The sequence below is a fragment of the Streptomyces griseus subsp. griseus genome (assembly GCF_003610995.1).
In the GTDB taxonomy this organism is placed as follows: Bacteria; Actinomycetota; Actinomycetes; order Streptomycetales; family Streptomycetaceae; genus Streptomyces.
In genome coordinates this window covers 1,305,936-1,332,163 of record NZ_CP032543.1, presented here as the reverse complement: position 1 = coordinate 1,332,163, position 26,228 = coordinate 1,305,936, and the positions used below count along the sequence as shown (strand labels likewise).

Annotated in this window: 22 protein-coding genes and 3 rRNA genes; 18 read left to right on the top strand and 7 right to left on the bottom strand. The window is 68.9% G+C overall.

The genetic code is table 11. The features are described 5' to 3' along the window. The first annotated feature begins 53 nt into the window (after positions 1-53). From D6270_RS06155 to D6270_RS06145, 3 genes are all read left to right on the top strand, one after another. A complete protein-coding gene (locus D6270_RS06155; protein WP_109166364.1) occupies positions 54-482 on the top strand; it encodes an NfeD family protein in 429 nt (142 codons plus the stop codon). Between the two features lie 99 nt (positions 483-581). Continuing rightward, positions 582-1,583: an SPFH domain-containing protein gene (locus D6270_RS06150; protein WP_109166365.1), complete on the top strand. Its 1,002-nt coding sequence runs from the start codon at positions 582-584 to the stop codon at positions 1,581-1,583. A 78-nt stretch (positions 1,584-1,661) separates the two neighbouring features. Further along, a complete protein-coding gene (locus D6270_RS06145; RefSeq protein ID WP_109166366.1) occupies positions 1,662-2,435 on the top strand; it encodes a sulfite exporter TauE/SafE family protein in 774 nt (257 codons plus the stop codon). Between the two features lie 75 nt (positions 2,436-2,510). Here the strand turns inward: D6270_RS06145 and D6270_RS06140 are convergent, their stop codons facing one another. The 3 genes from D6270_RS06140 to D6270_RS06130 form a co-directional block, all read right to left on the bottom strand. Beyond that, positions 2,511-3,023: an HNH endonuclease gene (locus D6270_RS06140; RefSeq protein ID WP_030586321.1), complete on the bottom strand. Its 513-nt coding sequence runs from the start codon at positions 3,021-3,023 to the stop codon at positions 2,511-2,513. A gap of 138 nt (positions 3,024-3,161) precedes the next feature. Then, entirely contained in the window at positions 3,162-3,698 is a 537-nt protein-coding gene (locus D6270_RS06135; protein WP_109166367.1) for a YbhB/YbcL family Raf kinase inhibitor-like protein, read from the bottom strand. A 108-nt stretch (positions 3,699-3,806) separates the two neighbouring features. Next, positions 3,807-4,589: a sporulation protein gene (locus D6270_RS06130; protein ID WP_109166368.1), complete on the bottom strand. Its 783-nt coding sequence runs from the start codon at positions 4,587-4,589 to the stop codon at positions 3,807-3,809. Positions 4,590-4,676: 87 nt separating this feature from the next. Between D6270_RS06130 and D6270_RS06125 the strand changes: the two genes are divergently transcribed. From D6270_RS06125 to D6270_RS06095, 7 genes are all read left to right on the top strand, one after another. Beyond that, entirely contained in the window at positions 4,677-5,321 is a 645-nt protein-coding gene (locus D6270_RS06125; RefSeq protein ID WP_109166369.1) for a DNA-3-methyladenine glycosylase, read from the top strand. Positions 5,322-6,021: 700 nt separating this feature from the next. Beyond that, positions 6,022-7,547: ribosomal RNA gene (locus D6270_RS06115) — 16S ribosomal RNA — on the top strand. A 307-nt stretch (positions 7,548-7,854) separates the two neighbouring features. Further along, positions 7,855-10,979, top strand: a 23S ribosomal RNA gene (locus tag D6270_RS06110). Between the two features lie 111 nt (positions 10,980-11,090). Next, positions 11,091-11,207: ribosomal RNA gene (gene rrf / locus D6270_RS06105) — 5S ribosomal RNA — on the top strand. The 16S, 23S and 5S rRNA genes sit together here, the layout of an rRNA operon. Before the next feature lie 207 nt (positions 11,208-11,414). Next, positions 11,415-11,768: a hypothetical protein gene (locus tag D6270_RS33615; protein ID WP_264081501.1), complete on the top strand. Its 354-nt coding sequence runs from the start codon at positions 11,415-11,417 to the stop codon at positions 11,766-11,768. Continuing rightward, positions 11,765-12,682: a hypothetical protein gene (locus D6270_RS33610; protein ID WP_158650482.1), complete on the top strand. Its 918-nt coding sequence runs from the start codon at positions 11,765-11,767 to the stop codon at positions 12,680-12,682. The genes D6270_RS33615 and D6270_RS33610 overlap by 4 nt, the downstream gene beginning before the upstream one ends. Then, entirely contained in the window at positions 12,679-13,422 is a 744-nt protein-coding gene (locus D6270_RS06095; protein WP_109167571.1) for a tetratricopeptide repeat protein, read from the top strand. The genes D6270_RS33610 and D6270_RS06095 overlap by 4 nt, the downstream gene beginning before the upstream one ends. 94 nt (positions 13,423-13,516) lie before the next feature. On the opposite strand, the gene D6270_RS06090 is transcribed toward D6270_RS06095, so the two are convergent. After that, a complete protein-coding gene (locus D6270_RS06090) occupies positions 13,517-14,794 on the bottom strand; it encodes a DUF1015 family protein (protein ID WP_109166370.1) in 1,278 nt (425 codons plus the stop codon). A gap of 71 nt (positions 14,795-14,865) precedes the next feature. On the opposite strand from D6270_RS06090, the gene D6270_RS06085 reads away from it, so the two are divergent. Together D6270_RS06085 and D6270_RS06080 are read left to right on the top strand one after the other, a co-directional pair. Next, positions 14,866-15,918: an HAD-IIA family hydrolase gene (locus D6270_RS06085; RefSeq protein WP_109166371.1), complete on the top strand. Its 1,053-nt coding sequence runs from the start codon at positions 14,866-14,868 to the stop codon at positions 15,916-15,918. Positions 15,919-16,044: 126 nt separating this feature from the next. Then, entirely contained in the window at positions 16,045-16,845 is an 801-nt protein-coding gene (locus tag D6270_RS06080) for an ABC transporter ATP-binding protein (RefSeq protein WP_109166372.1), read from the top strand. 84 nt (positions 16,846-16,929) lie between these two features. On the opposite strand, the gene D6270_RS06075 is transcribed toward D6270_RS06080, so the two are convergent. Then, positions 16,930-17,277, bottom strand: coding sequence for an SCP2 sterol-binding domain-containing protein (locus D6270_RS06075; RefSeq protein ID WP_109166373.1), 348 nt, complete (start codon positions 17,275-17,277; stop codon positions 16,930-16,932). Between the two features lie 42 nt (positions 17,278-17,319). Here D6270_RS06075 and D6270_RS06070 point away from each other — a divergent pair, with 42 nt between their 5' ends. The 6 genes from D6270_RS06070 to D6270_RS06045 all read left to right on the top strand — a co-directional run bounded on the left by D6270_RS06070 (position 17,320) and on the right by D6270_RS06045 (position 23,465). Then, the gene (locus D6270_RS06070; RefSeq protein ID WP_109166374.1) at positions 17,320-17,670 is read left to right on the top strand and encodes a hypothetical protein; all 351 of its coding nucleotides are present in this window, start codon (positions 17,320-17,322) and stop codon (positions 17,668-17,670) included. A 7-nt stretch (positions 17,671-17,677) separates the two neighbouring features. Then, the gene (locus tag D6270_RS06065; RefSeq protein ID WP_109166375.1) at positions 17,678-18,493 is read left to right on the top strand and encodes a TlyA family RNA methyltransferase; all 816 of its coding nucleotides are present in this window, start codon (positions 17,678-17,680) and stop codon (positions 18,491-18,493) included. Positions 18,494-18,501: 8 nt separating this feature from the next. Beyond that, positions 18,502-19,407, top strand: coding sequence for an NAD kinase (locus D6270_RS06060; protein ID WP_109166376.1), 906 nt, complete (start codon positions 18,502-18,504; stop codon positions 19,405-19,407). 95 nt (positions 19,408-19,502) lie between these two features. Next, complete coding sequence (recN, locus tag D6270_RS06055; RefSeq protein WP_109166377.1) at positions 19,503-21,248, top strand: DNA repair protein RecN; 1,746 nt, start codon at positions 19,503-19,505, stop codon at positions 21,246-21,248. A gap of 65 nt (positions 21,249-21,313) precedes the next feature. Further along, complete coding sequence (locus tag D6270_RS06050) at positions 21,314-22,093, top strand: hypothetical protein (protein ID WP_109166378.1); 780 nt, start codon at positions 21,314-21,316, stop codon at positions 22,091-22,093. A gap of 280 nt (positions 22,094-22,373) precedes the next feature. Continuing rightward, entirely contained in the window at positions 22,374-23,465 is a 1,092-nt protein-coding gene (locus D6270_RS06045; RefSeq protein WP_109166379.1) for a glycosyltransferase family 4 protein, read from the top strand. Here D6270_RS06045 and D6270_RS06040 read toward each other — a convergent pair. Further along, positions 23,462-25,087 carry a PucR family transcriptional regulator gene (locus tag D6270_RS06040; RefSeq protein WP_109166380.1) on the bottom strand — a complete coding sequence of 542 codons (1,626 nt, stop codon included), beginning with the start codon at positions 25,085-25,087 and terminating at the stop codon, positions 23,462-23,464. The two genes, D6270_RS06045 and D6270_RS06040, sit on opposite strands and share 4 nt — an antisense overlap. Positions 25,088-25,269: 182 nt before the next feature. Next, positions 25,270-26,088 (bottom strand): hypothetical protein, encoded by an 819-nt coding sequence (locus tag D6270_RS06035; protein ID WP_109166381.1) that lies wholly within the window; start codon positions 26,086-26,088, stop codon positions 25,270-25,272. Positions 26,089-26,228: the final 140 nt, after the last annotated feature.

Genomic DNA, 26,228 nt, shown 5'->3' with positions numbered 1-26,228 from the left:
TTGACCACCCCTGCGCCCTGTCGGTGACGCACCGACGGTCCTACGATGACCATGTGGACATCGACGCGTGGGTGTGGTGGCTGATCGTCGCGGCGGGGCTGGGCATCCCCCTCGTCCTGACCGCGATGCCCGAGTTGGGGATGTTCGCCGTCGGGGCCCTGGCCGCTTCGGTCGTCGCCGCCCTCGGCGGCGGCATCGTGGCCCAGGTGCTGGTCTTCGTCGGGGTCTCCGTGGCGCTGATCGTCGTCGTCCGCCCGATCGCCGCCAGACACCGGGCCGGGCAGACGGGGCACGCCAGCGGTATCGACGCTCTGAAGGGCCGTCAGGCGGTCGTGCTGGAACGGGTCAGCGCCGCCGGCGGCCGTATCAAGCTCGCAGGCGAGGTCTGGTCGGCGCGCTCGCTGGACGAGGAACAGGTCTACGAACCGGGCCGTCAGGTCGATGTCGTGGACATCGACGGAGCGACGGCCGTCGTCATGTGAGCGAACCGCGCACGAGCCGGGCCGAGTTCTGCGAGACTCCAAGTCGATCATGTCGATCATCATGAGATCCGTCGGCAACCGAAGGGCACGAGAGACACGATGCAACCGATCATCATCGTCCTGATCATTCTGGTGGTGCTCGTCTTCATCGCCCTGATCAAGACGATCCAGGTCATCCCGCAGGCCAGCGCCGCCATCGTGGAGCGCTTCGGCCGCTACACGCGCACCCTGAACGCGGGTCTGAACATCGTCGTCCCGTTCATCGACTCGATCCGCAACCGGATCGACCTCCGCGAACAGGTCGTGCCCTTCCCCCCGCAGCCGGTGATCACCCAGGACAACCTGGTCGTCAACATCGACACCGTCATCTACTACCAGGTGACCGACGCCCGCGCCGCGACCTACGAAGTCGCCAGCTACATCCAGGCGATCGAACAGCTCACCGTCACCACCCTCCGCAACATCATCGGCGGCATGGACCTGGAGCGCACCCTCACCTCCCGTGAGGAGATCAACGCGGCCCTGCGCGGCGTCCTCGACGAGGCGACCGGCAAGTGGGGCATCCGCGTCAACCGCGTGGAGCTCAAGGCCATCGAACCGCCCACCTCCATCCAGGACTCGATGGAGAAGCAGATGCGCGCCGACCGTGACAAGCGCGCCGCCATCCTCACCGCCGAAGGCATCCGGCAGTCCCAGATCCTCACCGCCGAAGGTGAGAAGCAGTCCGCGATCCTGCGTGCCGAGGGCGAGTCGAAGGCAGCGGCACTCAGGGCCGAGGGTGAGGCCCAGGCCGTCCGCACGGTCTTCGAGGCCATCCACGCGGGGGACCCGGACCAGAAGCTGCTCTCGTACCAGTACCTTCAGATGCTCCCGAAGATCGCCGAGGGCGACGCCAACAAGCTCTGGATCGTGCCCAGCGAGATCGGAGACGCCCTCAAGGGCCTCAGCGGAGCCTTCGGCAACCTCGGCGGCGGCGCCCCCGGATTCAACACCGGCGGCGAGGGAGGCAACGGCGGCGACGGCGGCAACGGAGGAGGGGCCGGCGTGGTCAACCCCCGTGGCGCAGCAGTCGAACGCCGCGAAGAACCCCCGGTCTACTGACGCGCCACCACCTTCGTGCATGATCAGTGAGGCCCCTCGACCTTCATGGCGGGGAGGCATCACTGACCATCGAAGGAGATGGCCTTGTCCATCTGGGAAATACTCGCCGTCTTCGCGGCGGGCGTCGGTGCGGGCACGATCAACACGATCGTCGGCTCAGGCACCCTGATCACCTTCCCCGTCCTGCTCGCCACCGGCCTCCCGCCGGTGACCGCCACCGTCTCCAACGCACTCGGCCTCATCCCCGGCTCCATCAGCGGAGCCATCGGCTACCGCAAGGAGCTGGCCGGTCAGCGCCGCCGCATCCTCAAGTTGGGCGTCGGAGCGGCCGTCGGCGGTCTCACCGGCGCCACCCTCCTGCTCGCGCTGCCCTCCACCGCGTTCGAGACGATCGTCCCGGTCCTGGTCGCCATGGCCCTCGTCCTGGTGATCCTGCAACCACGCATCAGCAAAGCCGTGCAGCGCCGCCGTGAACGCACCGGCATCCCCGCCCGCCCCGACGGCGGCCCGCTCCTCTTCACCGGCCTGACCCTCGCCAGCGTCTACGGGGGCTACTTCACGGCAGCCCAGGGGATCATCTACCTCTCCCTGATGGGCATGCTGGTCGACGACACGCTCCAGCGCCTCAACGCCGTCAAGAACGTCCTGGCCGCCGTGGTCAACAGCATCGCCGCGCTGTTCTTCCTCTTCGTCGCGGACTTCGACTGGACGGCGGTCGTCCTGATCGCCGTCGGCTCGGCCATCGGCGGCCAGATAGGCGCCAAGGTGGGCCGCCGCCTCAGCCCCACCCTGATGCGCGCCCTGATCGTCGTCGTCGGCACCGCGGCCATCGTCCAGCTGCTGCTCCGCTGACACACGTGGGCCCGCCTCCGCACAGGGACGGGCCCACGCACACATCATCGGACGTACGCCGATTACGCCAAGCCTCTACGCGGCCGCAGCGGCCCGGTCCAGCCACTCCGGCAGCTCCGCCCGGTCACCGGCCCCCATCGCCAGCAGCATCGCCTCGGCGGGGGAGGGGACGAACGGCTGCTTCAGCAACGGCATCCCCGCCTGCTCCGGCGTCCGGGCCGCCTTGCGGTGGTTGTCCTCGGCACAGGAGGCCACCGTGTTCAGCCAGGTGTCCTGTCCGCCCTGGGCCCGCGGCACCACATGGTCGACGGTGGACGCCCGCCGCCCGCAGTAGGCACACCGGTGCTGGTCCCGTATCAGCACACCCCTCCTGGACCACGGGGCCTGTCTTCGGAACGGCACCCGTACGTACCGGCAGAGCCTGATCACCCGGGGCGCCGGAATGTCCACGGCGGCACCACGCATACGGAGCTCGGGATGCGACTGCTCGACGACGGCCTTGTCCGTCAGGATCAGGACCACCGCACGGTTGAGCGTCACTGTCGACAGCGGCTCGAAGCTCGCGTTGAGAACCAGCGTGTCACGCATCCTGCCCACCTCCCGTGTGCCGCCCGCCCCCTGGCAGGCCCGGATCAACTCTGGCTGGGCAGGCCGCGATGGACAACGCAATAAAAAATGCCCTGCTCTGATCTCTCCAAGACCAGAGCAGGGCAAACAACAGGCGAACTAATCGGCGGCCGGGGCCTCGTACTCACCGATCAGCTGAGCACGCCCCAGCGTGTGGAACCGCAGGTTGAAACCGACCACCGCGGGCGAGGAATCGCTGTCGATCCCGAGCGTCCCGGTGTCCACCGCGTAGACCGTGAACACATAGCGGTGGTTCTCCCCGGCGGGCGGCGCGGCCCCGCCGAACTCCTTCGCCCCGTAGTCGTTACGGACCTGGACAGCCCCCGCGGGCAGCCCGTCGAACGCACCGCTGCCCGCACCCGCCGGCAGCTCGGTCACCGACGCCGGGATGTCGAAGACCACCCAGTGCCAGAACCCGCTCCCCGTAGGAGCGTCCGGGTCGAAACACGTCACGGCGAAGCTCTCGGTCTCCGCCGGGAAACCCTCCCACCGCAGATGCGGCGATGTGTTCCCGGACGCAAGCACCTGAGCATCACCCAGCACGGCACCCGGTGCGACATCCTTGCTCGTCACGGTGAACGCCGGGACCTCCGGGTGGAAGTCGTGCGGCAGCGGGGCCCTCTTCGGCTCGGTCACGTCTCGTACCTCTCCTGATCGGCTCATCTGCTGCGGGCGGCGCACCGGCCACCCGCCGACAGGTCCCGGGCGGGTTCACCCCACCCGGCCCCCTCCGACCCTAGAGCCCTAGAGCCAGTTGCGCTGTCCGCCGACCTGGGCCAGCCACTGATTGAGGTACGCCGCCCAGTCGGTCTGCTGGAAGTCGTTCAGCCCGACCTTGAACGCCCGGTAGGAGTCGCTGCTCTCGCTGAACAGCCCGCCCTTCTTGTCCATCTCCAGCACCACGTCCATCTCACGGTCGTCCGCGACGAACGTCAGCTCGACCTGGTTCAGCCCCCGGTACTGCGCGGGCGGTACGAACTCGATCTCCTGGTAGAAGGGCAGCCGCTGACGCGAACCACGGATGTGACCGCGCTCCATGTCCGCACTCCGGAAACGGAACCCCAGCTGCCCGAAGGCGTCCAGAATCGCCTGCTGCGCCGGCAGCGGGTGCACGTTGATCGGGTCCAGGTCACCGGAGTCCACCGCGCGGGCGATCTCCAGCTCGGTGAAGACCCCGATGTCCATGCCGCGCAGATGCTGACCGGCGAACATCGTGACCGGTGTCTCCCAGGGGATCTCCAGACCGAACGGCACCACGTGCACCGCCCCTGCCTGTACCTCGAAGGCCCCGCCCAGCCGAACCTTGGCGAACTCGATGTTCTGCTTGGTCTCCTGGTCACCGCTCTCGACCTCGACCAGCGCCCGCAGCCCGACCGAGAGCCCCTCGATCTGCTGGGGCACCGACCCGCCCTGGATCCGCACCTCACCCTGAACGACCCCACCGGGGACGACATTCACCTCGGTGAGTTCGGTCTCCACCGAGGCACCCCCGGCACCGAGACTCGCGAGCAGCCGCTTGAAGCCCATGTTCACTCCTTCTTGGTCCTGACCCCTAGATACGCGCCATGACCGTAGCCGGTTCCCGCGTCCGCCCTCCCAGTACCCTCGGACGGCATGACCAAGGGCTCCGACCGCACACCACTGACGCGCGACTTCTTCGACCGTTCCGTCCTGGACGTCGCCCCCGACCTCCTGGGCCGCACCCTCGTCCGCCACAGCGACGAGGGCATGATCGAGGTACGTCTCACCGAGGTGGAGGCGTACGCGGGTGAGGCGGATCCCGGCTCGCACGCCTTCCGCGGCCGCACGGCCCGTAACAGCGTGATGTTCGGACCGCCCGGCCATACATACGTCTACTTCACGTACGGGATGTGGCACTGCCTCAACCTGGTCTGCGGCCCGGAAGGCCACGCCGGCGGAGTGCTCCTCCGCGCCGGCGAGATCAACGTGGGCGCCGGCCTGGCCCGCGTACGACGGGTCTCGGCCCGCAATGACAAGGAACTGGCCAAAGGCCCGGCCCGCCTCGCCACCGCCCTGAACGTCGACCGGACGCTCAACGGCAGCGACCTCTTCGCCGGCCCCGCCCCCGCACTGTCCGTGCTGCACGGCACCCCGCCCCCGCCTGACCAGGTACGCAGCGGCCCCCGCACCGGAGTCGGCGGCGACGGCGCGCACCAGCCGTGGCGCTTCTGGATCGAGAGCGACCCCACGGTCAGCCCGTACCGCGCCCACGCTCCCCGTCGCCGCCGGGCGAAGTGACGGACCATGAGCGACTTGACGGGCCTGAGACGGACGCCTAATGTAGTCCGAGCCACTTGACACGGGTACAGCTGTCGGCACGGTCCATCGGACCGGATCGAGCAACCCGAAGAGGCCAAACCACTACCTACGACTCACCCTGGCGGGTGTGAATTCGGCATGCCTGTAATTCACTCGACAGACTCGATTATGAGCTGCCAAGGGAATGGGCTAACGTAGTGGACACGCCGAAAGGCAAGGCCCTCCACAGGCCACCGGAAATCGAATTCGGACCGGTAAACGGAACGAAAAAGAGTCTGGTAAAGTTGGAACTGCCGGAAAGGGAAAACGCGAAAGCGAAGAACCTGGAAAGCAACCCGCTTGACCCGCTTCGACCGGGAATCGGACACGAAAGAGTCTGATAGAGTCGGAAACGCAGGACAGCGAGACAGAGAAACACGAGGGGAAGCGCCCGGAGGGCCCCGGTGATACGGGACCGAAGGAAGCGTCCGTTCCTTGAGAACTCAACAGCGTGCCAAAAGTCAACGCCAGATATGTTGATACCCCGGCCTGCTTCGGCAGGTTGGTGGTTCCTTTGAAAGTCCTACTGGCTCACTTCGGTGACGGTAGGCGATTACACAGCGAGGACGCTGTGAACAACGGGTCTTATTCCGACCGGTTGTTCCGCTCTCGTGTGTGTGCACCCGATTACGGGTAAACATTCACGGAGAGTTTGATCCTGGCTCAGGACGAACGCTGGCGGCGTGCTTAACACATGCAAGTCGAACGATGAAGCCTTTCGGGGTGGATTAGTGGCGAACGGGTGAGTAACACGTGGGCAATCTGCCCTTCACTCTGGGACAAGCCCTGGAAACGGGGTCTAATACCGGATAACACTCTGTCCTGCATGGGACGGGGTTAAAAGCTCCGGCGGTGAAGGATGAGCCCGCGGCCTATCAGCTTGTTGGTGGGGTAATGGCCTACCAAGGCGACGACGGGTAGCCGGCCTGAGAGGGCGACCGGCCACACTGGGACTGAGACACGGCCCAGACTCCTACGGGAGGCAGCAGTGGGGAATATTGCACAATGGGCGAAAGCCTGATGCAGCGACGCCGCGTGAGGGATGACGGCCTTCGGGTTGTAAACCTCTTTCAGCAGGGAAGAAGCGAAAGTGACGGTACCTGCAGAAGAAGCGCCGGCTAACTACGTGCCAGCAGCCGCGGTAATACGTAGGGCGCAAGCGTTGTCCGGAATTATTGGGCGTAAAGAGCTCGTAGGCGGCTTGTCACGTCGGATGTGAAAGCCCGGGGCTTAACCCCGGGTCTGCATTCGATACGGGCTAGCTAGAGTGTGGTAGGGGAGATCGGAATTCCTGGTGTAGCGGTGAAATGCGCAGATATCAGGAGGAACACCGGTGGCGAAGGCGGATCTCTGGGCCATTACTGACGCTGAGGAGCGAAAGCGTGGGGAGCGAACAGGATTAGATACCCTGGTAGTCCACGCCGTAAACGTTGGGAACTAGGTGTTGGCGACATTCCACGTCGTCGGTGCCGCAGCTAACGCATTAAGTTCCCCGCCTGGGGAGTACGGCCGCAAGGCTAAAACTCAAAGGAATTGACGGGGGCCCGCACAAGCAGCGGAGCATGTGGCTTAATTCGACGCAACGCGAAGAACCTTACCAAGGCTTGACATATACCGGAAAGCATCAGAGATGGTGCCCCCCTTGTGGTCGGTATACAGGTGGTGCATGGCTGTCGTCAGCTCGTGTCGTGAGATGTTGGGTTAAGTCCCGCAACGAGCGCAACCCTTGTTCTGTGTTGCCAGCATGCCCTTCGGGGTGATGGGGACTCACAGGAGACTGCCGGGGTCAACTCGGAGGAAGGTGGGGACGACGTCAAGTCATCATGCCCCTTATGTCTTGGGCTGCACACGTGCTACAATGGCCGGTACAATGAGCTGCGATGCCGCGAGGCGGAGCGAATCTCAAAAAGCCGGTCTCAGTTCGGATTGGGGTCTGCAACTCGACCCCATGAAGTCGGAGTTGCTAGTAATCGCAGATCAGCATTGCTGCGGTGAATACGTTCCCGGGCCTTGTACACACCGCCCGTCACGTCACGAAAGTCGGTAACACCCGAAGCCGGTGGCCCAACCCCTTGTGGGAGGGAGCTGTCGAAGGTGGGACTGGCGATTGGGACGAAGTCGTAACAAGGTAGCCGTACCGGAAGGTGCGGCTGGATCACCTCCTTTCTAAGGAGCATCTAGATCCCTTCGGGGATCCAGAGCCACTACGTCGGCAAATGTTCGACGGTGGTCAGCTCATGGGTGGAACGTTGACTATTCAGTACCGGGTGGTTCATCCGGGTCGTGAGTACTGCCCTTCGGGGCGTGGAAAGCGGACCGAGTGAATTCCGGGTACTGGGCACGCTGTTGGGTGTCTGAAGGTATGGCCGTAAAGGCTGCCTTCGACGTCGGCCTCAGTGAACTCGTCCGCAAGGACGGGGTGATGGGTGGCTGGTCGTTGCTTGAGAACTGCACAGTGGACGCGAGCATCTGTGGCCAAGTTTTTAAGGGCGCACGGTGGATGCCTTGGCACCAGGAACCGATGAAGGACGTGGGAGGCCACGATAGTCCCCGGGGAGCTGTCAACCAAGCTTTGATCCGGGGGTTTCCGAATGGGGAAACCCGGCAGTCGTCATGGGCTGTCACCCGCTGCTGAACACATAGGCAGTGTGGAGGGAACGAGGGGAAGTGAAACATCTCAGTACCCTCAGGAAGAGAAAACAACCGTGATTCCGGGAGTAGTGGCGAGCGAAACTGGATGAGGCCAAACCGTATGCGTGTGATACCCGGCAGGGGTTGCGCTTACGGGGTTGTGGGATCTCTCTTTCATAGTCTGCCGGCTGTGAGACGAGTCAGAAACCGTTGGTGTAGGCGAAGGACATGCGAAAGGTCCGGCGTAGAGGGTAAGACCCCCGTAGCTGAAACATCAACGGCTCGTTTGAGAGACACCCAAGTAGCACGGGGCCCGAGAAATCCCGTGTGAATCTGGCGGGACCACCCGCTAAGCCTAAATATTCCCTGGTGACCGATAGCGGATAGTACCGTGAGGGAATGGTGAAAAGTACCGCGGGAGCGGAGTGAAATAGTACCTGAAACCGTGTGCCTACAAGCCGTGGGAGCGTCGCTGTATGTGCTTGCACATGCAGTCGTGACTGCGTGCCTTTTGAAGAATGAGCCTGCGAGTTAGCGGTGTGTAGCGAGGTTAACCCGTGTGGGGAAGCCGTAGCGAAAGCGAGTCCGAACAGGGCGTTTGAGTTGCACGCTCTAGACCCGAAGCGGAGTGATCTAGCCATGGGCAGGTTGAAGCGGAGGTAAGACTTCGTGGAGGACCGAACCCACCAGGGTTGAAAACCTGGGGGATGACCTGTGGTTAGGGGTGAAAGGCCAATCAAACTCCGTGATAGCTGGTTCTCCCCGAAATGCATTTAGGTGCAGCGTCGTGTGTTTCTTGCCGGAGGTAGAGCACTGGATAGGCGATGGGCCCTACCGGGTTACTGACCTTAGCCAAACTCCGAATGCCGGTAAGTGAGAGCGCGGCAGTGAGACTGTGGGGGATAAGCTCCATGGTCGAGAGGGAAACAGCCCAGAGCATCGACTAAGGCCCCTAAGCGTACGCTAAGTGGGAAAGGATGTGGAGTCGCAGAGACAACCAGGAGGTTGGCTTAGAAGCAGCCACCCTTGAAAGAGTGCGTAATAGCTCACTGGTCAAGTGATTCCGCGCCGACAATGTAGCGGGGCTCAAGCGTACCGCCGAAGTCGTGTCATTCCAGCATGTACCCCCAACGGGGGCTGGGATGGGTAGGGGAGCGTCGTGTGCCGGGTGAAGCAGCCGCGGAAGCGAGTTGTGGACGGTTCACGAGTGAGAATGCAGGCATGAGTAGCGATACACACGTGAGAAACGTGTGCGCCGATTGACTAAGGGTTCCTGGGTCAAGCTGATCTGCCCAGGGTAAGTCGGGACCTAAGGCGAGGCCGACAGGCGTAGTCGATGGACAACCGGTTGATATTCCGGTACCCGCTTTGAAACGCCCAGTACTGAATCAGGCGATGCTAAGTCCGTGAAGCCGGCCCGATCTCTTCGGAGTTGAGGGTAGTGGTGGAGCCGATGAACCAGACTTGTAGTAGGTAAGCGATGGGGTGACGCAGGAAGGTAGTCCAGCCCGGGCGGTGGTTGTCCCGGGGTAAGGGTGTAGGACGCACGGTAGGTAAATCCGTCGTGCATGATGTCTGAGACCTGATGCCGAGCCGATTGTGGTGAAGTGGATGATCCTATGCTGTCGAGAAAAGCCTCTAGCGAGTTTCATGGCGGCCCGTACCCTAAACCGACTCAGGTGGTCAGGTAGAGAATACCGAGGCGTTCGGGTGAACTATGGTTAAGGAACTCGGCAAAATGCCCCCGTAACTTCGGGAGAAGGGGGGCCATTCCTGGTGATAGCACGTGCTGCTTGAGCTGGGGGTGGCCGCAGAGACCAGCGAGAAGCGACTGTTTACTAAAAACACAGGTCCGTGCGAAGCCGTAAGGCGATGTATACGGACTGACGCCTGCCCGGTGCTGGAACGTTAAGGGGACCGGTTAGTGCACTTTCGGGTGTGCGAAGCTGAGAACTTAAGCGCCAGTAAACGGCGGTGGTAACTATAACCATCCTAAGGTAGCGAAATTCCTTGTCGGGTAAGTTCCGACCTGCACGAATGGCGTAACGACTTCTCGACTGTCTCAACCATAGGCCCGGTGAAATTGCACTACGAGTAAAGATGCTCGTTTCGCGCAGCAGGACGGAAAGACCCCGGGACCTTTACTATAGTTTGATATTGGTGTTCGGTTCGGCTTGTGTAGGATAGGTGGGAGACTTTGAAGCGGCCACGCCAGTGGTTGTGGAGTCGTCGTTGAAATACCACTCTGGTCGTGCTGGATGTCTAACCTGGGTCCGTGATCCGGATCAGGGACAGTGTCTGATGGGTAGTTTAACTGGGGCGGTTGCCTCCTAAAGAGTAACGGAGGCGCCCAAAGGTTCCCTCAGCCTGGTTGGCAATCAGGTGTTGAGTGTAAGTGCACAAGGGAGCTTGACTGTGAGACCGACGGGTCGAGCAGGGACGAAAGTCGGGACTAGTGATCCGGCAGTGGCTTGTGGAAGCGCTGTCGCTCAACGGATAAAAGGTACCCCGGGGATAACAGGCTGATCTTCCCCAAGAGTCCATATCGACGGGATGGTTTGGCACCTCGATGTCGGCTCGTCGCATCCTGGGGCTGGAGTCGGTCCCAAGGGTTGGGCTGTTCGCCCATTAAAGCGGTACGCGAGCTGGGTTTAGAACGTCGTGAGACAGTTCGGTCCCTATCCGCTGTGCGCGTAGGAATATTGAGAAGGGCTGTCCCTAGTACGAGAGGACCGGGACGGACGAACCTCTGGTGTGCCAGTTGTCCTGCCAAGGGCATGGCTGGTTGGCTACGTTCGGAAAGGATAACCGCTGAAAGCATCTAAGCGGGAAGCCTGCTTCGAGATGAGTATTCCCACCCTCTTGAAGGGTTAAGGCTCCCAGTAGACGACTGGGTTGATAGGCCAGATGTGGAAGCCCTGTAAGGGGTGGAGCTGACTGGTACTAATAGGCCGAGGGCTTGTCCTCAGTTGCTCGCGTCCACTGTGTTGTTCCCGGGTTGCGAACAGTTATCGCACCGGTTGAACAGTTTCACTACTTAATTGAAGAGTGTGCTTGTTCGCTAGAACCCGATAGGGTTTCGGTGGTCATTGCGTTAGGGAAACGCCCGGTTACATTCCGAACCCGGAAGCTAAGCCTTTCAGCGCCGATGGTACTGCAGGGGGGACCCTGTGGGAGAGTAGGACGCCGCCGAACAATCTTTCAAGGACCCCTGGTCCCAGCGTTCAACGCTGGGACCAGGGGTCCTTTTGTTTTTGTCGAAGCGCGTCGGACCGTCGGCTGCGCGAGAATGTCTGTGGTACCCGAAGACAGGAGTCACACCCATGTCCACCAACTCTCCCGACGATCGTCCGGAGCGCGAGCCGCGTCGCCGGGACGGTGGTGATCGGGGCGGTTACCGCGGTGGTCGTGACGACCGGTCCGGTTCCGCAGCGCCTCGCCGCGACAACGACCGTGGCCCGCGCCGTGACGACAGCCGGCCGACCGGTGGCGGCACCGGTGGAGGCTTCCGCCGTGACGACCGGGACCGCGACCGGGATCGTGGACCGCGTCGTGATGACAGCCGTGGCGGCAGCACCGGTGGTGGTTTCCGGCGTGATGACAACCGCGGGGGCAGCTTCGGGGGCGGCTTCCGTCGTGACGACAATCGGGGTGGTGGCTCCGGTGGTGGTTTCCGTCGTGACGACGACCGTGGTGGCCGTCCCAGTGGTGGTGGGTTCGAGCGTCGTGATGACCGCCGCGTGGGCCGCGTCGTGACGATGATCGCCCCAGCGGCGGCGGATTCCCCCGTGATGACCGTGGCGGCAAGGCCGGCGGTGGCTTCCGGCGCGATGACCATCGTGGCGGTGGTTCCGGCGGCGGGTTCCGTCGCGATGACGACCGTGGTGGCCGTCCCAGTGGTGGTGGGTTCGAGCGTCGTGACGACCGCCCGCGCGGGCCGCGTCGCGATGACGACCGCCCCGGTGGCGGTGGCTTCCGACGCGATGACCATCGTGGTGGCGGCTCCGGCGGTGGCTTCCGTCGTGACGACCGCGACCGTGGCGGCAACGCCGGTGGTGGTTTCCGTCGGGATGACCACCGTGGTGGCCGTCCCAGTGGTGGTGGTTTCCGTCGCGATGACGACCGTGGTGGCCGTCCCAGTGGTGGTGGGTTCGAGCGTCGTGACGACCGCCCGCGCGGGCCGCGTCGTGACGATGACCGTCCCGGTGGTGGCTTCCGCCGTGACGACAACCGGGGTGGCACCACCGGTGGTGGTGGGTTCCGCCGCGATGACCGGGATCGTGGGCCTCGTCGTGATGACGATCGTGGTGGTTACCGCGGTGGCCAGCAGCGTGACGACAGCCGTGGTGGCCGGCCTGCCGGTGGCGGCTTCGAGCGTCGTGATGACCGGCCGCGCGGGCCGCGTCGCGATGACGACCGTTCCGGTGGTGGTGGCTTCCGGCGCGATGACCACCGTGGTGGCGGCTCCGGTGGTGGGTTCCGACGTGACGACCGCGACCGTGGCGGGGATCGCGGTGGTTACCGTGGCGGGCAGCGCGACGACCGTGGCGGGTTCCGTGGCCGGGACGACCGGGACCGGGACAGGGACCGCGAGCCGATCAAGCGGCTGCCCATCCCCGACGACGTCACCGGTGACGAGATCGACAAGGACGTGCGCCAGGAGCTCATGAGCCTGCCGAAGACCCTTGCCGAGGATGTCGCGCGCAACCTCGTCATGGTGGCCCGGCTCATCGACGAGGACCCGGAGGAGGCGTACGCGTACGCCCGTATCGCTCTGCGGCTGGCCTCGCGCGTCGCTGCTGTGCGCGAGGCGGCCGGGTTCGCCGCCTATGCGACGCAGAAGTACGCGGAGGCGCTCGCCGAGTTCCGGGCGTCCCGGCGGATGACCGGGTCCGTGGACCTGTGGCCCGTCATGGCGGACTGCGAGCGCGGCCTCGGCCGGCCCGAGCGGGCGATGGCCATGGCCGGTGAGCCCGAGGTGCAGAAGCTGGACAAGGCCGGCCAGGTCGAGATGCGGCTGGTGGCCGCCGGGGCGCGCCGGGACATGGGGCAGATCGATGCCGCCATCGTCACGCTGCAGAGCCCCGAGCTCGCCTCCAACTCCATCCAGCCGTGGACGCCGCGACTTCGCTACGCGTACGCGGACGCTCTGCTGGAGGCCGGCCGCGAGGACGAGGCCCGTGAGTGGTTCGGCAAGGCCCTGGAGGCCGACAAGGACGGGTCGACCGACGCGTCGGACCGGCTGGCCGAGCTGGACGGGGTCGAGTTCGTCGACGCCCTGGGTGACGAAGAGGTCGTGGAGACCGTCGAAACCGTCGGAACTGTCCCGTCCGTCGAGGGAGATGACGAGGGCGATGACGAGGGCGAGGATGACGACGACGAGCGTGGCGATGAGGCGGCCAAGGCCTAGCCGCTGAGCTGAGCCTGAGCAGGCGCGAGGCAGCGTAAAGGGGCGGTACTCCCGAGGGAGTGCCGCCCCTTTCCCGTGTCCCCGGTCCGGCTTGTCAGTCGATGGTCAGGCTGCGCATGACCAGCCCCGACGCCGGTTTCGGTCCGAAGGACGTCGACTTGCGGGGCATGGTGACGCCCTGCCTCGCCAGGTCCCGGACGACTTCCTCGCGTACCGGATGCATGAGCACCGCCGTGGCGCCGAGGCGTTCGGCCTGTTCGACGGCGGCCTCGGTGTCGTGGATGTAGCCGATGTGCTCGGGGGCGTCGGGGATGCGCCAGACGTCGTCGAGGAGCGCCGAGTGGAGGACCGTCGCGTCGAGTGTGCGCCATGCCTCGGGGCGGTCCGTCCGGATCGTGCGGGCGAGCAGGGCCGGGTCGGGGCGGTCCACCAGGTGGAAGCCGCCGTCGCCGGCGAGCAGGAACGCGTTGCCCTCCGCCGCCGCCCCGGCCAGGGCGTCCAGTGCGCGGGGAAGCGGGCCTTCGACCGTGCGGACCCGGAAGAGGCCCGTGAGCCCGTCGAGCGCCCGGGCCACCGGCAGGCCGCGCAGCAGTCGGTGGATCGCGCGGACCTGGAGCGGGTGGCGGGCGGTGTCGACGAGGAGGACGAGGCCGAAGTCCCACGGGCCCGGGGCGGTCTGTTCGCGCTGGAGCCGGAGGTAGGTGGCCCAGCGGTGGTGGCCGTCGGCGATCAGGGCCTGGTGGCGGGCCAGGTCTGTCTCGATCGCGGTGCGGTCGGCCGGGTCGGTGACGGCCCAGAGACGGTGGTGGAACCCGTCCTCCGTCGTGGTGGAGAGCAGCGGGGCGCTCTCCGCCGTGCGCTGGATGACCGCCGCGGCACCGTCCTCGGCCCCGTCGCCGCGGTAGGTCAGCAGCAGCGGTTCCAGGTGGGCCTGCATCGTGCGCATCAGCTCCGCACGGTCCGCGACGATGTCGTCCATGACGTCCTCGTGCGGCAGCACGATCCCGTCGGCGGCGGGGGAGAGGGCCAGGGCGCCGATCAGGCCCCGCTGGAGGATCTCCTCGTTGCGCTGCTCGTAGACGTACAGCGTGGGCGCCGGGTCCGGGGCGATCACGCCTTCGGCGAGCCAGCGCTCCAGCGTCCTCGCCGCCTGCCGGTGCCGGGCCTCGGCGGTGTCGGCCTGGGGGAGGATGAGGCGCACGATGTTGTGCGGGTCCGCCGATTCGAGGTGGTGCAGACCGTCCGGCCTGACGACCACGTCGTACGGGGGCGAGGTCACCGCGGCCAGGCTGCCGACCCGCTCGGGGACGTAACGCAGTCCGCGGAACGGGATCAGCCGCAGCCCCTGCTCGTCGGGACCTGAAGTGTTCATTTGAGCATCGTAGGTGTGCATGGGGCATGCGCGATGATCGGGGGAGAGACGTGGATGAGGAGCGGAGTCATATGAGCCAGAGCCAGAGCCAGCAGCGCGACAGGAACCGGCCCGCCGGGAGCGGCACGGCGCTGAGTGAGGCGTACGACACGGCCCTCCTCGACCTGGACGGGGTCGTGTACGCGGGCGGCGAGGCGATCGTCCACGCCGTCGAGTCGCTGTCCACCGCGCGGGACGGCGGGATGCACCTCGCGTACGTCACCAACAACGCCCTCCGCACGCCGGACGCGGTGGCGGAGCACCTGACGGAGCTGGGCGTGCCCGCCGAGGCCGCCGATGTGATCACCTCGGCCCAGGCGGTCGCCCGGCTGATGGCGGACCAGCTGCCCGCCGGGTCCCGGGTGCTGGTGGTCGGCGGCGAGGGGCTGCGGGTCGCCCTGCGGGAGCGCGGGCTGGTGCCGGTGGAGTCGGCGGACGACGACCCGGTGGCCGTGGTGCAGGGGTACGGCGGGCCGGATCTGGCGTGGGGGCGGTTCGCCGAGGCGAGTTACGCCGTCGCTCGCGGGCTGCCGTGGTACGCCTCCAACACCGACCTGACCATCCCGGGCGCCCGGGGTATCGCGCCGGGCAACGGTGCCGCCGTGGAGGTCGTTCGCATCGCCACCGGCGCCGAACCCCAGGTCGCCGGAAAGCCGTTGCCGCCGATGCACCGGGAGACCGTGCTGCGGACCGGGGCGAAGCGGCCGCTCGTGGTGGGGGACCGGCTGGACACGGACATCGAGGGCGCGTTCAACGGGGGCGTGGACTCGCTGCTCGTCCTGACCGGGGTGACGGACGCCGCCCAGCTGCTCGCCGCGGAGCCGCGCCACCGGCCGACGTACGTGGACCGGGATCTGCGGGGGTTGCTCACCGGGCAGCCCGAGGTCACGGCACAGGGGGCCGAGGGCGCGTTCCACTGCGGTGGGTGGACCGCAGGTGTACGTGACGGGGAGGAGCTGGTCCTGGAGGGCGAGGGCGATCCACTCGACGGGCTGCGGGCGCTCTGCGGCGCCGCGTGGACCTTCGCCGGGGACGGGGCGTTCGGGCTGGACACGGAGAAGGCCGTCGCCGCGCTCGGGCTGTAGCCGGCGCCTCACGGAGGCCCCGGGCTAGGCGCCCCGGAAGGAGGATAGGCTAACCTAACTTGGCGGTGGTCGGTGGTTCTTCCGGCCCTGATCCGCCGGACACCCCCTGCCTCCGGGAGAACGACCATGCAGCGCCTCACCGCAGAATCGGTGACCCTCGGCTACGACCAGCGGGTCATCGCCGAGGATCTCTCGGTCGAGATACCCGACAACTCCTTCACGGTGATCGTCGGGCCCAACGCCTGCGGCAAGTCGACCCTGCTGCGCTCGCTCGCCCGGATGCTGAAGCCGAGCCGGGGGCAGGTGCTGCTGGACGGGCAGATCATCCACCAGCTGCCCGCGAAGAAGGTCGCGCGCACGCTGGGGCTGCTGCCGCAGTCCTCCATCGCGCCCGACGGCATCACGGTCGCCGACCTCGTCGCCCGGGGCCGCTACCCCCACCAGGGGCTGCTGCGGCAGTGGTCGCCGGAGGACGAGCGGGTGGTCCGGGAGTCCATGGAGTCGACCGGGGTCGCCGCGCTGGCCGAGCGTTACGTCGACGAGCTCTCCGGCGGTCAGCGGCAGCGGGTCTGGATCGCCATGGCCCTGGCCCAGCAGACGCCGTTGCTGCTGCTGGACGAGCCGACCACGTACCTCGACATCCAGCACCAGATCGATGTCCTCGACCTCTGTGCGGAGCTGCACGAGACGCGGGGGCGCACGCTGGTCGCCGTGCTCCATGATCTGAACCATGCCGCGCGGTACGCCACGCACCTCATCGCGATGCGGGACGGGGAGATCGTCGCGGAGGGGGCGCCTTCGGATGTGGTGGACGCGCAGTTGGTGGAGCGGGTGTTCGGGATGCGGTGTCAGGTGATCGACGATCCTGAGACCGGGACGCCGTTGGTGGTGCCTGCCGCCCGGAAGGCGCGTCAGGCTGCCGCCTGAGGGTGGCGCCCTCGCCGGGCGCTCTGTCCTCGATCGCCGGACGGGCCTGATCCGTGCCGCCGCAGGTGCCGGAGGAGACGCGTGCTACAGCAGTGATCTCAGCTTCAGCAGGTCCCGGAAGCCCGCCTCCAGGCGTACGCGGCCCGAGGCCCACGCCTTCGCGAAGTTCAGGTCGCCGTCGACCAGGGCGACCAGGTCGTCGCCCGTCATCGCCAGCCGGATCGCGGCCTTCTCGCGGGGCGGGCCCTCCACCGTGTCCTGCACCTGGATCCGGCCATCGGCCAGGCGGCCGGTGAACGTGATGTCGAGGTCCTTGATATGACAGCTCAGCGAGCGGTCGAGTGCTGCGGCGCTGCGTACGTCGCCGTCGGCCGTCGCGAGGTTGTCGGAGAGTCTGTCGAGTGCGCTGCGGCACTCCGCCATGGTCGCCATCGTCCTCGACGGTACACCGGCCCGTCGCGGTAGCGTTTCGGCATGAGCGACTGGACGCCGGAGGCGGGAACCCCGCCCGTGAGCACGCCCGAGGAGCCGGACCTGCCGCAGGACGGGCCCGTGGCCGACGCGCCCTCCTTCGACCCCGCCGAGCCCGCGCCCCTGGGCGTCGAGCGCACCCCCACCGGCCGGGCCGAGGTCGATGCCCTGCTGGAGCGGCTGGCCGACGCGGACCACCTCCCGGCGGACGGGCACACCGAGGTGTACGAGGATGTACACCGTGGCCTCAAGTCCGCGCTGACCTCGCTGGACGCCCGTCCGGCCGCCGCACCCGGGCCGCCCAGGCCCGGACCCACAACCGCGTACGACAACACGCACGACCACAGGAGCTGAACCGAACGTGGCAGGAGTGGCACGTCGCCGCCTCGACGCCGAGCTGGTACGCCGCAAGCTCGCCCGATCGCGCGAGCACGCGAGTCAGCTGATCGCCGCGGGGCGGGTCACCGTCGGCCGGACCACCGCGACCAAACCCGCCACCCAGGTCGAGACGGCCGCCGCGATCGTGGTCACCGAGGACGACGACGACCCCGACTACGTTTCGCGCGGCGGCCACAAGCTGGCCGGGGCGCTCGCCGCCTTCGTACCACTGGGGCTGGCCGTCGAGGGGCGGCGGGCACTGGACGCCGGGGCGTCGACCGGCGGGTTCACCGATGTGCTGCTGCGGGCCGGGGCCCGGCAGGTCGTCGCGGTCGACGTCGGGTACGGGCAGCTCGCCTGGTCGCTCCGGTCGGATGAACGGGTCGTCGTCAAGGACCGTACCAACGTGCGGGAGTTGACGTCGGAGGACATCGACGGGGAGGCGGTCGACCTGGTGGTGGGGGATCTGTCCTTCATTCCGCTCGGGCTCGTGCTGCCCGCCCTGGCCCGGTGCGCCGCGCCCGACGCGGACCTGGTCCTCATGGTCAAGCCGCAGTTCGAGGTGGGCAAGGAGCGGCTGGGCAGCGGCGGCGTGGTGCGGAGCGAGGAGCTGCGTGCCGAAGCGGTACGCGAAGTGGCGCGCCGGGCCTGGGGACTCGGGCTCGGAGTGCGCGGGGTGACGGCCAGTCCGCTGCCCGGACCCTCGGGGAACGTCGAATACTTTCTGTGGCTGCGGGCCGGCGCACCTGAGCTGGATCCCGCGGATGTCGACCGTGCAGTGGCGGAGGGGCCCCGTTGACGACGAATATGACGACGAATGCGGCACGAACAGTCTTTCTCCTGGCGCACACCGGCCGCCCGGCGGCGATCCGCAGCGCGGAGCTCGTCGTGCAGGGGCTGCTGCGCAACGGGCTCGGCGTACGCGTCCTGGCGACCGAGGCGGCCGATCTGCCGCTCCCGGACGCCGTGGAGACGGTCACCGACACCTCACCGGCCGCTGTGGACGGCTGCGAGCTGCTGATCGTCCTCGGCGGTGACGGGACGCTGCTGCGCGGCGCGGAGTTCTCCCGCGCCTCCGGCGTACCGATGCTCGGCGTCAACCTGGGCCGCGTCGGCTTCCTCGCCGAGGCCGAGCGCGACGACCTCGACCGGGTGGTCTCGCGGGTCGTCACCCGCGACTACGAGGTCGAGGAGCGTATGACGATCGATGTCCTGGTGCACGCGAACGGGGACGTCGTCCACACCGACTGGGCGCTCAACGAGGCGGCCGTGCAGAAGGTGTCGCCCGAGCGGATGCTCGAAGTCGTCCTGGAGATCGACGGCCGGCCGGTGACCGGGTTCGGCTGCGACGGGATCGTCTGTGCGACCCCGACCGGTTCGACCGCGTACGCCTTCTCGGCGGGCGGGCCCGTCGTCTGGCCCGAGGTCGAGGCGCTGCTGATGGTCCCGATCAGCGCCCACGCCCTGTTCGCCAAGCCCCTGGTGACCTCCCCGACCTCCGTCCTCGCCGTCGAGGTCCAGCCGCACACCCCGCACGGGGTGCTGTGGTGCGACGGGCGCCGGACCGTGGAGCTGCCCGCCGGGGCGCGGGTCGAGGTGCGGCGCGGGGCGGTGCCTGTACGGCTGGCGCGGCTCCACCAGGCCTCCTTCACGGACCGGCTGGTGGCCAAGTTCGCCCTGCCGGTGTCGGGGTGGCGGGGCCTGCCCCACTGACCGTTCCGACGGCGTCCCACGGCCTCCGCGATCCCCGGGAGAGTGAATCCGGGAGCGGGGGCCGTCGCGCGTGCGCCTCGGAACCTCGTAAGGTCATGTCCGTGTTGGAGGAGATGCGGATACGGTCGCTCGGAGTCATCGACGACGCGGTGGTGGAGCTGTCACCCGGTTTCACCGCGGTGACGGGTGAGACCGGCGCGGGCAAGACCATGGTCGTCACGAGCCTCGGGCTGCTGCTCGGCGGGCGCGCGGACCCCGCCCTCGTACGGGTCGGGGCCAAGGCCGCGGTCGTCGAGGGCAGGATCACGGTGTCCGAGGGCGACGCGGCGGCGCTGCGGGCCGAGGAGGCCGGGGCGGAACTCGACGACGGTGCGCTGCTGATCAGCCGTACCGTTTCGGCGGAGGGACGTTCACGGGCCCATCTCGGCGGCAGATCCGTGCCGGTGGGGGTCCTCACCGAGCTCGCGGACGAGCTGGTCGCCGTGCACGGGCAGACCGACCAGCAGGGCCTGCTCAAGCCCGCGCGGCAGCGGCAGGCGCTGGACCGGTACGCCGGGGACGGTGTGGAGGTCCCGCACGCCGAGTACGCGGCGGCCTACCGGCGGCTGCGTGCCGTGGCGGCCGAGCTGGAGGAGCTGACCACCCGGGCCCGGGAGCGGGCCCAGGAGGCGGATCTGCTGCGCTTCGGGCTGAACGAGGTCGCCGCCGTGGAGCCGTTGCCGGGGGAGGACACCGAGCTGGCCGCCGAGGCGGAGCGGCTCGGGCACGCGGAGGCCCTCGCCTCCGCCGCCTCCCTCGCGCACACCGCGCTGGCGGGCAACCCCGAGGACCCGGAGGGCGTCGACGCCACCACCGTGGTCGCGGCCGCCGGGCAGGCGCTGGACGGGGTCCGGGCCCATGACCCGGCGCTGGCCGCGCTGGCCGACCGGATCGGGGAGATCTCCATCCTGATCGCCGATGTGTCGGGAGAGCTGGCCGGGTACGCCGACCAGCTGGAGGCCGATCCGCTGCGGCTGGCCGCCGTCGAGGAGCGCCGGGCCGCCCTCACCACCCTGACCCGTAAGTACGGCGAGGACATCGCGGCCGTGCTCGCCTGGGCGCAGGAGGGCGCGGGCCGGCTCACCGAGCTGGAGGGCGACGACGAGCGGATCGGCGAGCTGACGGCCGAGCGGGACGCGTTGCGCGCCGAACTCTCCGTGCTGGGACAGGCGTTGACCGACGCCCGTACGGAGGCAGCCGCCCGGTTCGCCGAGGCGGTGACCGAGGAGCTGGCCTCGCTCGCCATGCCGCACGCCCGGGTCTCCTTCGCCATCCGGCAGACCGAGGCGGCCGACGAGGCGTCCGGCATCGACATCGGCGGGCGGAGCGTCGTCTACGGTTCCTCGGGCGCGGACGAGGTCGAACTGCTGCTCGCCCCGCACCCCGGCGCCCAGCCCCGGCCGATCGCCAAGGGTGCTTCGGGCGGTGAGCTGTCCCGGGTGATGCTCGCGGTGGAGGTCGTCTTCGCGGGCTCCGACCCGGTGCCGACGTACCTCTTCGACGAGGTGGACGCGGGCGTCGGCGGCAAGGCGGCGGTCGAGGTGGGGCGGCGCCTGGCCAAGCTCGCCCGGTCCGCGCAGGTGGTCGTCGTGACCCACCTGCCGCAGGTGGCGGCCTTCGCCGACCGGCAGCTGCTGGTCGAGAAGACCGTGGACGGCTCGGTGACCCGGAGCGGGGTCACCGTCCTGGAGGGCGAGGACCGGGTCCGGGAGCTGTCCCGGATGCTGGCGGGCCAGGAGGACTCCGAGACGGCCCGTGCCCACGCCGAGGAGCTGCTGGCGACGGCGCGCAAGGACGGTTGACGAGATGGGCGGGGCCGGCCGGGGGCGCCCCTGACCGGCCCCGTCCGCGTATCTACGCTTCCTCCATGGGGACGAACGTGAGCAGGGCCGTCGTTGTCGCGGGTCTCGTCGGTGCGGGCGTGTACGCGGTGCTCAGCCGCCGTACGGACCCCGCCTGGCTGCGGACCAACCACGCCGGCCGGACCGTCACCCTGTACGCCGGACCCGCGGCCGTACTCGGTGGGGCCGCCGGGACCGCCGCCGCCCCGGGACCGGTCCGAGAGCGTGCGGCGGGGGTGCTCGCCGTGCTGGCCGCCGGGGGGTGCGGGGCGTACGACGACCTCGTGGGCGCCGGAGACCCACGCCGGGGGTTCCGGGCCCATCTCGGGGCGCTGCGCGGCGGCGAGGTGACCAGCGGGGCCGTGAAGCTCTTCGGGATCGGGGCGGCGGGGGTGCTCGCCGGAGTGCTGATCGAGGAGCGGGCGGTGGACGGGGTGCTGACCGGGGTGGCGATCGCGGGGACCGCCCATCTGGTGAACCTCGTCGATGTGGGGCCGGGGGCGGCCGTGGGTTCCGTGGTGCTGCTGGGAGCGGCGGCCGGGATGCCGGGGGCCGCCGCCGCGGCCGTGCTCGCCCCCGTCGATCTGGGGCAACGCACCATGCTCGGGGACACCGGGGCCCATGGGCTGGGGGCCGCGCTGGGGGTCGCCCTGGCCCGGCGCGGTGGACGTCTCGGGGGCCGTACGGGGCGTGCCGCCCTGGCCGCCGGTCTCGTGACGGCCGCGGCGAACGGGGAGCGGGTCAGCGCACTCGCCCGACGCGCCTCGGGGGTACCGCGGCGTGTGGCGGGGGCTCGGGAGCGCTGAGGCGCGGCGCTGCCGATGCCGATGCAGCGTGACGGGGCCCTGGGGGTGCCGGCTGAGTGCGGCGAGGGTTCCGGGGCGGCTCCCCCGCGCGACGGGGGTCCGGGAACGCCGGTGTTGGCAACTTCATGCCTCAGGATTCACCCTTGAGGGTGGTGCCATTCGGTCGGTTGTCTCCGCGCGCCCGGGAGCAACGTTCCGGCAGTGCCGCAACGCGCGTACGGACTGGCATCCTTGGCGCTGTACTTACCGCCGACTCGGGGACCCCGGGGAGCCAATCAACGTGTCACAGCTGCGTACGGTCCAAGTCCTGGGCGGCGGCAGTGCGGGCAGCAGCGCGCACGTCAGTTCGCTGGCCGCGGGGCTGGTGGCGCGCGGGGTGCAGGTCACCGTCTGCGCCCCGCCCGCGGTGGACCACGCCTACGACTTCGCGGCGACCGGGGCCCGCTTCCTGCCGGTGCCCCGGCGCAGCGACCCGGCCACCGTCGCCGCGCTCCGGGCCGCCTGCGCGGGGGCCGACGTGGTCCACGCCCACGGGCTGCACGCCGCCGCCCGCACCGCCCTCGCCCTGAGCGGGCGGACCGTGCCGCTGGTGATGACCTGGCACACCCGCCGGTACGCCGAGGGCGCCCGCCGCCAGATCCTGCATCTGCTGGAGCGAAGAGCCGTACGGGCTGCGGCCGTTGTCCTGGCTCCTTCGTCCGACCTGGTGGACCGGGCGCGGACGCGGGGGGCCCGGGACGCGCGGCTCGCCCCGGCCGCCGCCCCCGTGCCGCGCTCGGCCGGGAGCCTGCACGACGGCAAGGCGCGGGCCGAACTCGGCGCGGTGGAGCGGCCGTTGCTGATGGCCGTCGGCAGCCTGGTGCCGCACCACGGCTTCGGCACCCTGCTGGACGCCGCCCGCATCTGGCGCGGACTCGACCCCGTACCCCTGTTGGTCATCGCGGGGGAGGGGCGCGAGAGGTCCGCCCTGCAACAGCGCATCCGGGACGAGGAGTTGCCCGTACGGCTGATCGGATGCCGGGACGATGTGGGCGAGTTGATCGCCGCCGCCGACCTGGCCGTGCTGCCCAGCCGCTGGGAGGGCCGCTCCCTGCTGGCGCAGGAGGCGCTGCGGCAGGGGGTGCCGCTGGTGGCGACCGAGGTCGGAGGTGTGCCCGAACTCGTCGGTGAGGCCGCCGAACTGGTGCCGTTCGGCAACGCGGAGGCGCTCGCCCGTACGGTCGCCCGGCTGCTGGGCGACCCCGAGCGGTGCGCGCGGCTGGCCGAGGCCGGGCGGGAGCAGGCGGCGGGCTGGCCCACCGAGGACGACACCATCGCCCATGTGCTCAGCGTGTACGACGAGTTGGCGCAGCCGCTGCCTTCGCGTACCTAATTCGTGTGGCGGCGGGCCCGCAGCGCCAGGCTCAACGCCAGCACCGTCTGCGGGTCGTCCAGGTCCGTGCCGAGCAGTTCGCCGATCCGGGCGAGCCGGTTGTAGAGCGTCTGGCGGTTGAGGTGCAGCTCGCGCGCGGTCTCCGCCTTGCGGCCCGCGTGCGCCAGATAGGCCTGGAGCGTCGGCAGCAGCGGCGGGCGCGAGGTCCGGTCGTGCTCGCGCAGCGGACCGATCGCCCGGTTCACGAACGCCGCCAGGTCCGGGTGGTCCCGCAGCCGCCACAGCAGCAGGTCGATGTCGAGTCGCCGTGCGTCGTACCAGGGCCGGTCGTCCAGGCCCTGCGCCGCCGTCGCGGTCTCCGAGGCGTGCCGCAGCCCCGCGCCCGCCGCCGCCCAGCCGCCCGCCACACCGACCACGACCACCGGCGGCTGCGAACCCGCCCGGTCGAGGCCGGCCCGCTCCACGCCCGCCCGCAGCGCCGCCGCCACCCGGTCCGCCACCGCCGTGCGCTCGCCCTCCGACCGCAGCCCGAGCAGCAGCGGCACCCGCCCCTCCACCGGCCGTACGCCCAGCAGCACCGGTACGCCGACCGAGGCCAGCTCCTCCAGCACCGCGCGGGCCAGCAGCGCCCAGTTGCCCGACGGGGACAGCTCGGGCGCCAGTCGCATCACGACGGGCAGGAGCGGGGTGTCCCCGGGCCGGAAGCCGAGCACCCGGGCCTGCGCCGGCGCGTCCTCCGGGGTGATCCGGCCCTCCGCGAGATCGGTGAGGAAATCGCCCCGGCCCCGGGCCGCCAGCTCCTCCTCCTGCCGGGCCTGCATCAGGACCACCGCGAGCAGCCCCGCCGCCCGCTCGGCCGCCATCCGGTGCACGGTCGCCAGCGGTCCCGAGACGGCGAGCAGCACCAGCCGGGCCCGTACGGCACCGGTGTCCGGACCACCGCCCGGCACATCCACCAGGACCGCACCCACCGGCGGCGACTCCCGGGCCGCCCGGTCGCCGCGCATGCCCTCCCAGACCTGGAGCGGATCCGCGCCCACCGGACCCGTGCCCGTGGACGCCGCGTACAGGAGCTGCCCGTCCGGCGTCTCCAGGAAGACCGGGTTGGCGGTGAAGTCGGCGAGGATGCCGAGGACCTGCGGCACCCCGCCGCCGTCCAGCAGCGCCCGGGTGGCGCGCCGGTGCACTTCCTCCGCCTGCTGGAGCAGGGCGTAGTGCCCGTTGACGATCTCGGTGTGCACCTCCTCGGTCACCGCGACGAACGGCACCTCGCGGTGGAGCTGCACCAGCGGAAGCCCGGCCGCGCGGGCCGCGTCCACGATGGAGGCGGGCAGCCTGCTGAAGCGCGGGCCCAGCTCCACCACCAGGGCGGCGATGCCCCGGTCGGCGAGGCGGCGGACGAACGCGCGCTGCTCGGCGGGGCGGGTGCCGAGGCCCAGGCCCGTGGTGAGGAGCAGCTCGCCGCCCTTGAGGAGCGAGGCGATGTTGGGCACCTCGCCCGCGTGCACCCAGCGCACGGTGCGGTTCAGCCGGTCCGCGCCGGCCACAACTTCCGGGAGGCCCGCACGCAGCCCCGGCAGCTCCAGTGCCCGCTGCACGGTGATTCCGCTGTGGCTCTCCACGTACCCGGCCCGCTTTCCCCTTGTGCCACGCCCGTACCCCGGGCGGTCGTCCTGTTCAGGACGCTACCGCCAGGGGCCAGGGGTGCGCATGGCAGGGGAGGGGTGGGGACCGCTGGGCCAGGCGGCCGTGGAGGCTCCGGAGGGGATGCCGAAGGACGGGTCCGGCACTTCCGCAGGGGAGATCAACGCGCGAGCCCGGTGTCCGAGGACGGCGTCGCCGACCGGCGCCCGCGCCGCGCCAGGAGACCGGTGATCCCCGTGCGGACGAACTCGCGCGCCCGCAGAGCGCGTCGGGCCCGCCAGTCGCCGGACACGGATGTGCCCTCCGAGCCGTCCGTCCCGTATCTGCGCCGGTGGATGTCCTCCACGACCGCTGTAGGTGCTCCCAGGGAGCGCAGTTCGTCGAGGGCCTCCCGTTTGGTGATCAACCGACCGCTGCGGAGGGTCACCGACGCTCTCGCGAAGGTCAGCATCCCCAGGTCCACCCAGACGTCCTGGAGCCACAGGTCCGCCTTGGCCTCGGCTGTCACGGGCAGCCAGTAGTCCTCCAGCTCTCCACCGATGAACTCGGTCAGCTCCCGATCGCTCACCCCGGGTAGCAGGTCAACCGGTGAGGGTCCGCGCAGGACGACCGCACCCAGAGCCAGTTCGCGTCGGCTCACAGGGGTGACGGGGCGCTCGAACCACTCGTCCATGGCCCAGGTCGGATGCGCCCGCGCGGCATCGGACGTGTCCCCCCGGGGCAGGTAGGCGCAGTGCAGGGTCCGGGCAAGGGGGACGTCGTCGATCAATCGCCTGTGGACGGCCCGCAACTCCTCTTGCCGGCCGTCAGTGAGTTCCGTGCCGACCAGCGCCACCAGATCGAGATCGCTGCGCTCCACCTGATAGTCCCCGAGAGCCAGCGATCCGTGTGCCCACAGGGCCACCAGGGGCACCACGGCCTCGATGTCGGACGTGAAGCGTGTGAGCAGAGACCTGACCTCGCCGGGGAGGTCATTCATCGGGGTCCTCCAGCACTGCCTCGTCTCCGTCCCGGACGCTCTGCCCTACCTGCGCGACCACCGCTGTGCTCACGGGGCCGCCACCCCCGCGTCTCCCCAGGCGGCCCCGCCGGCCGTCAGAACGCCGGGACCGCCCCGGC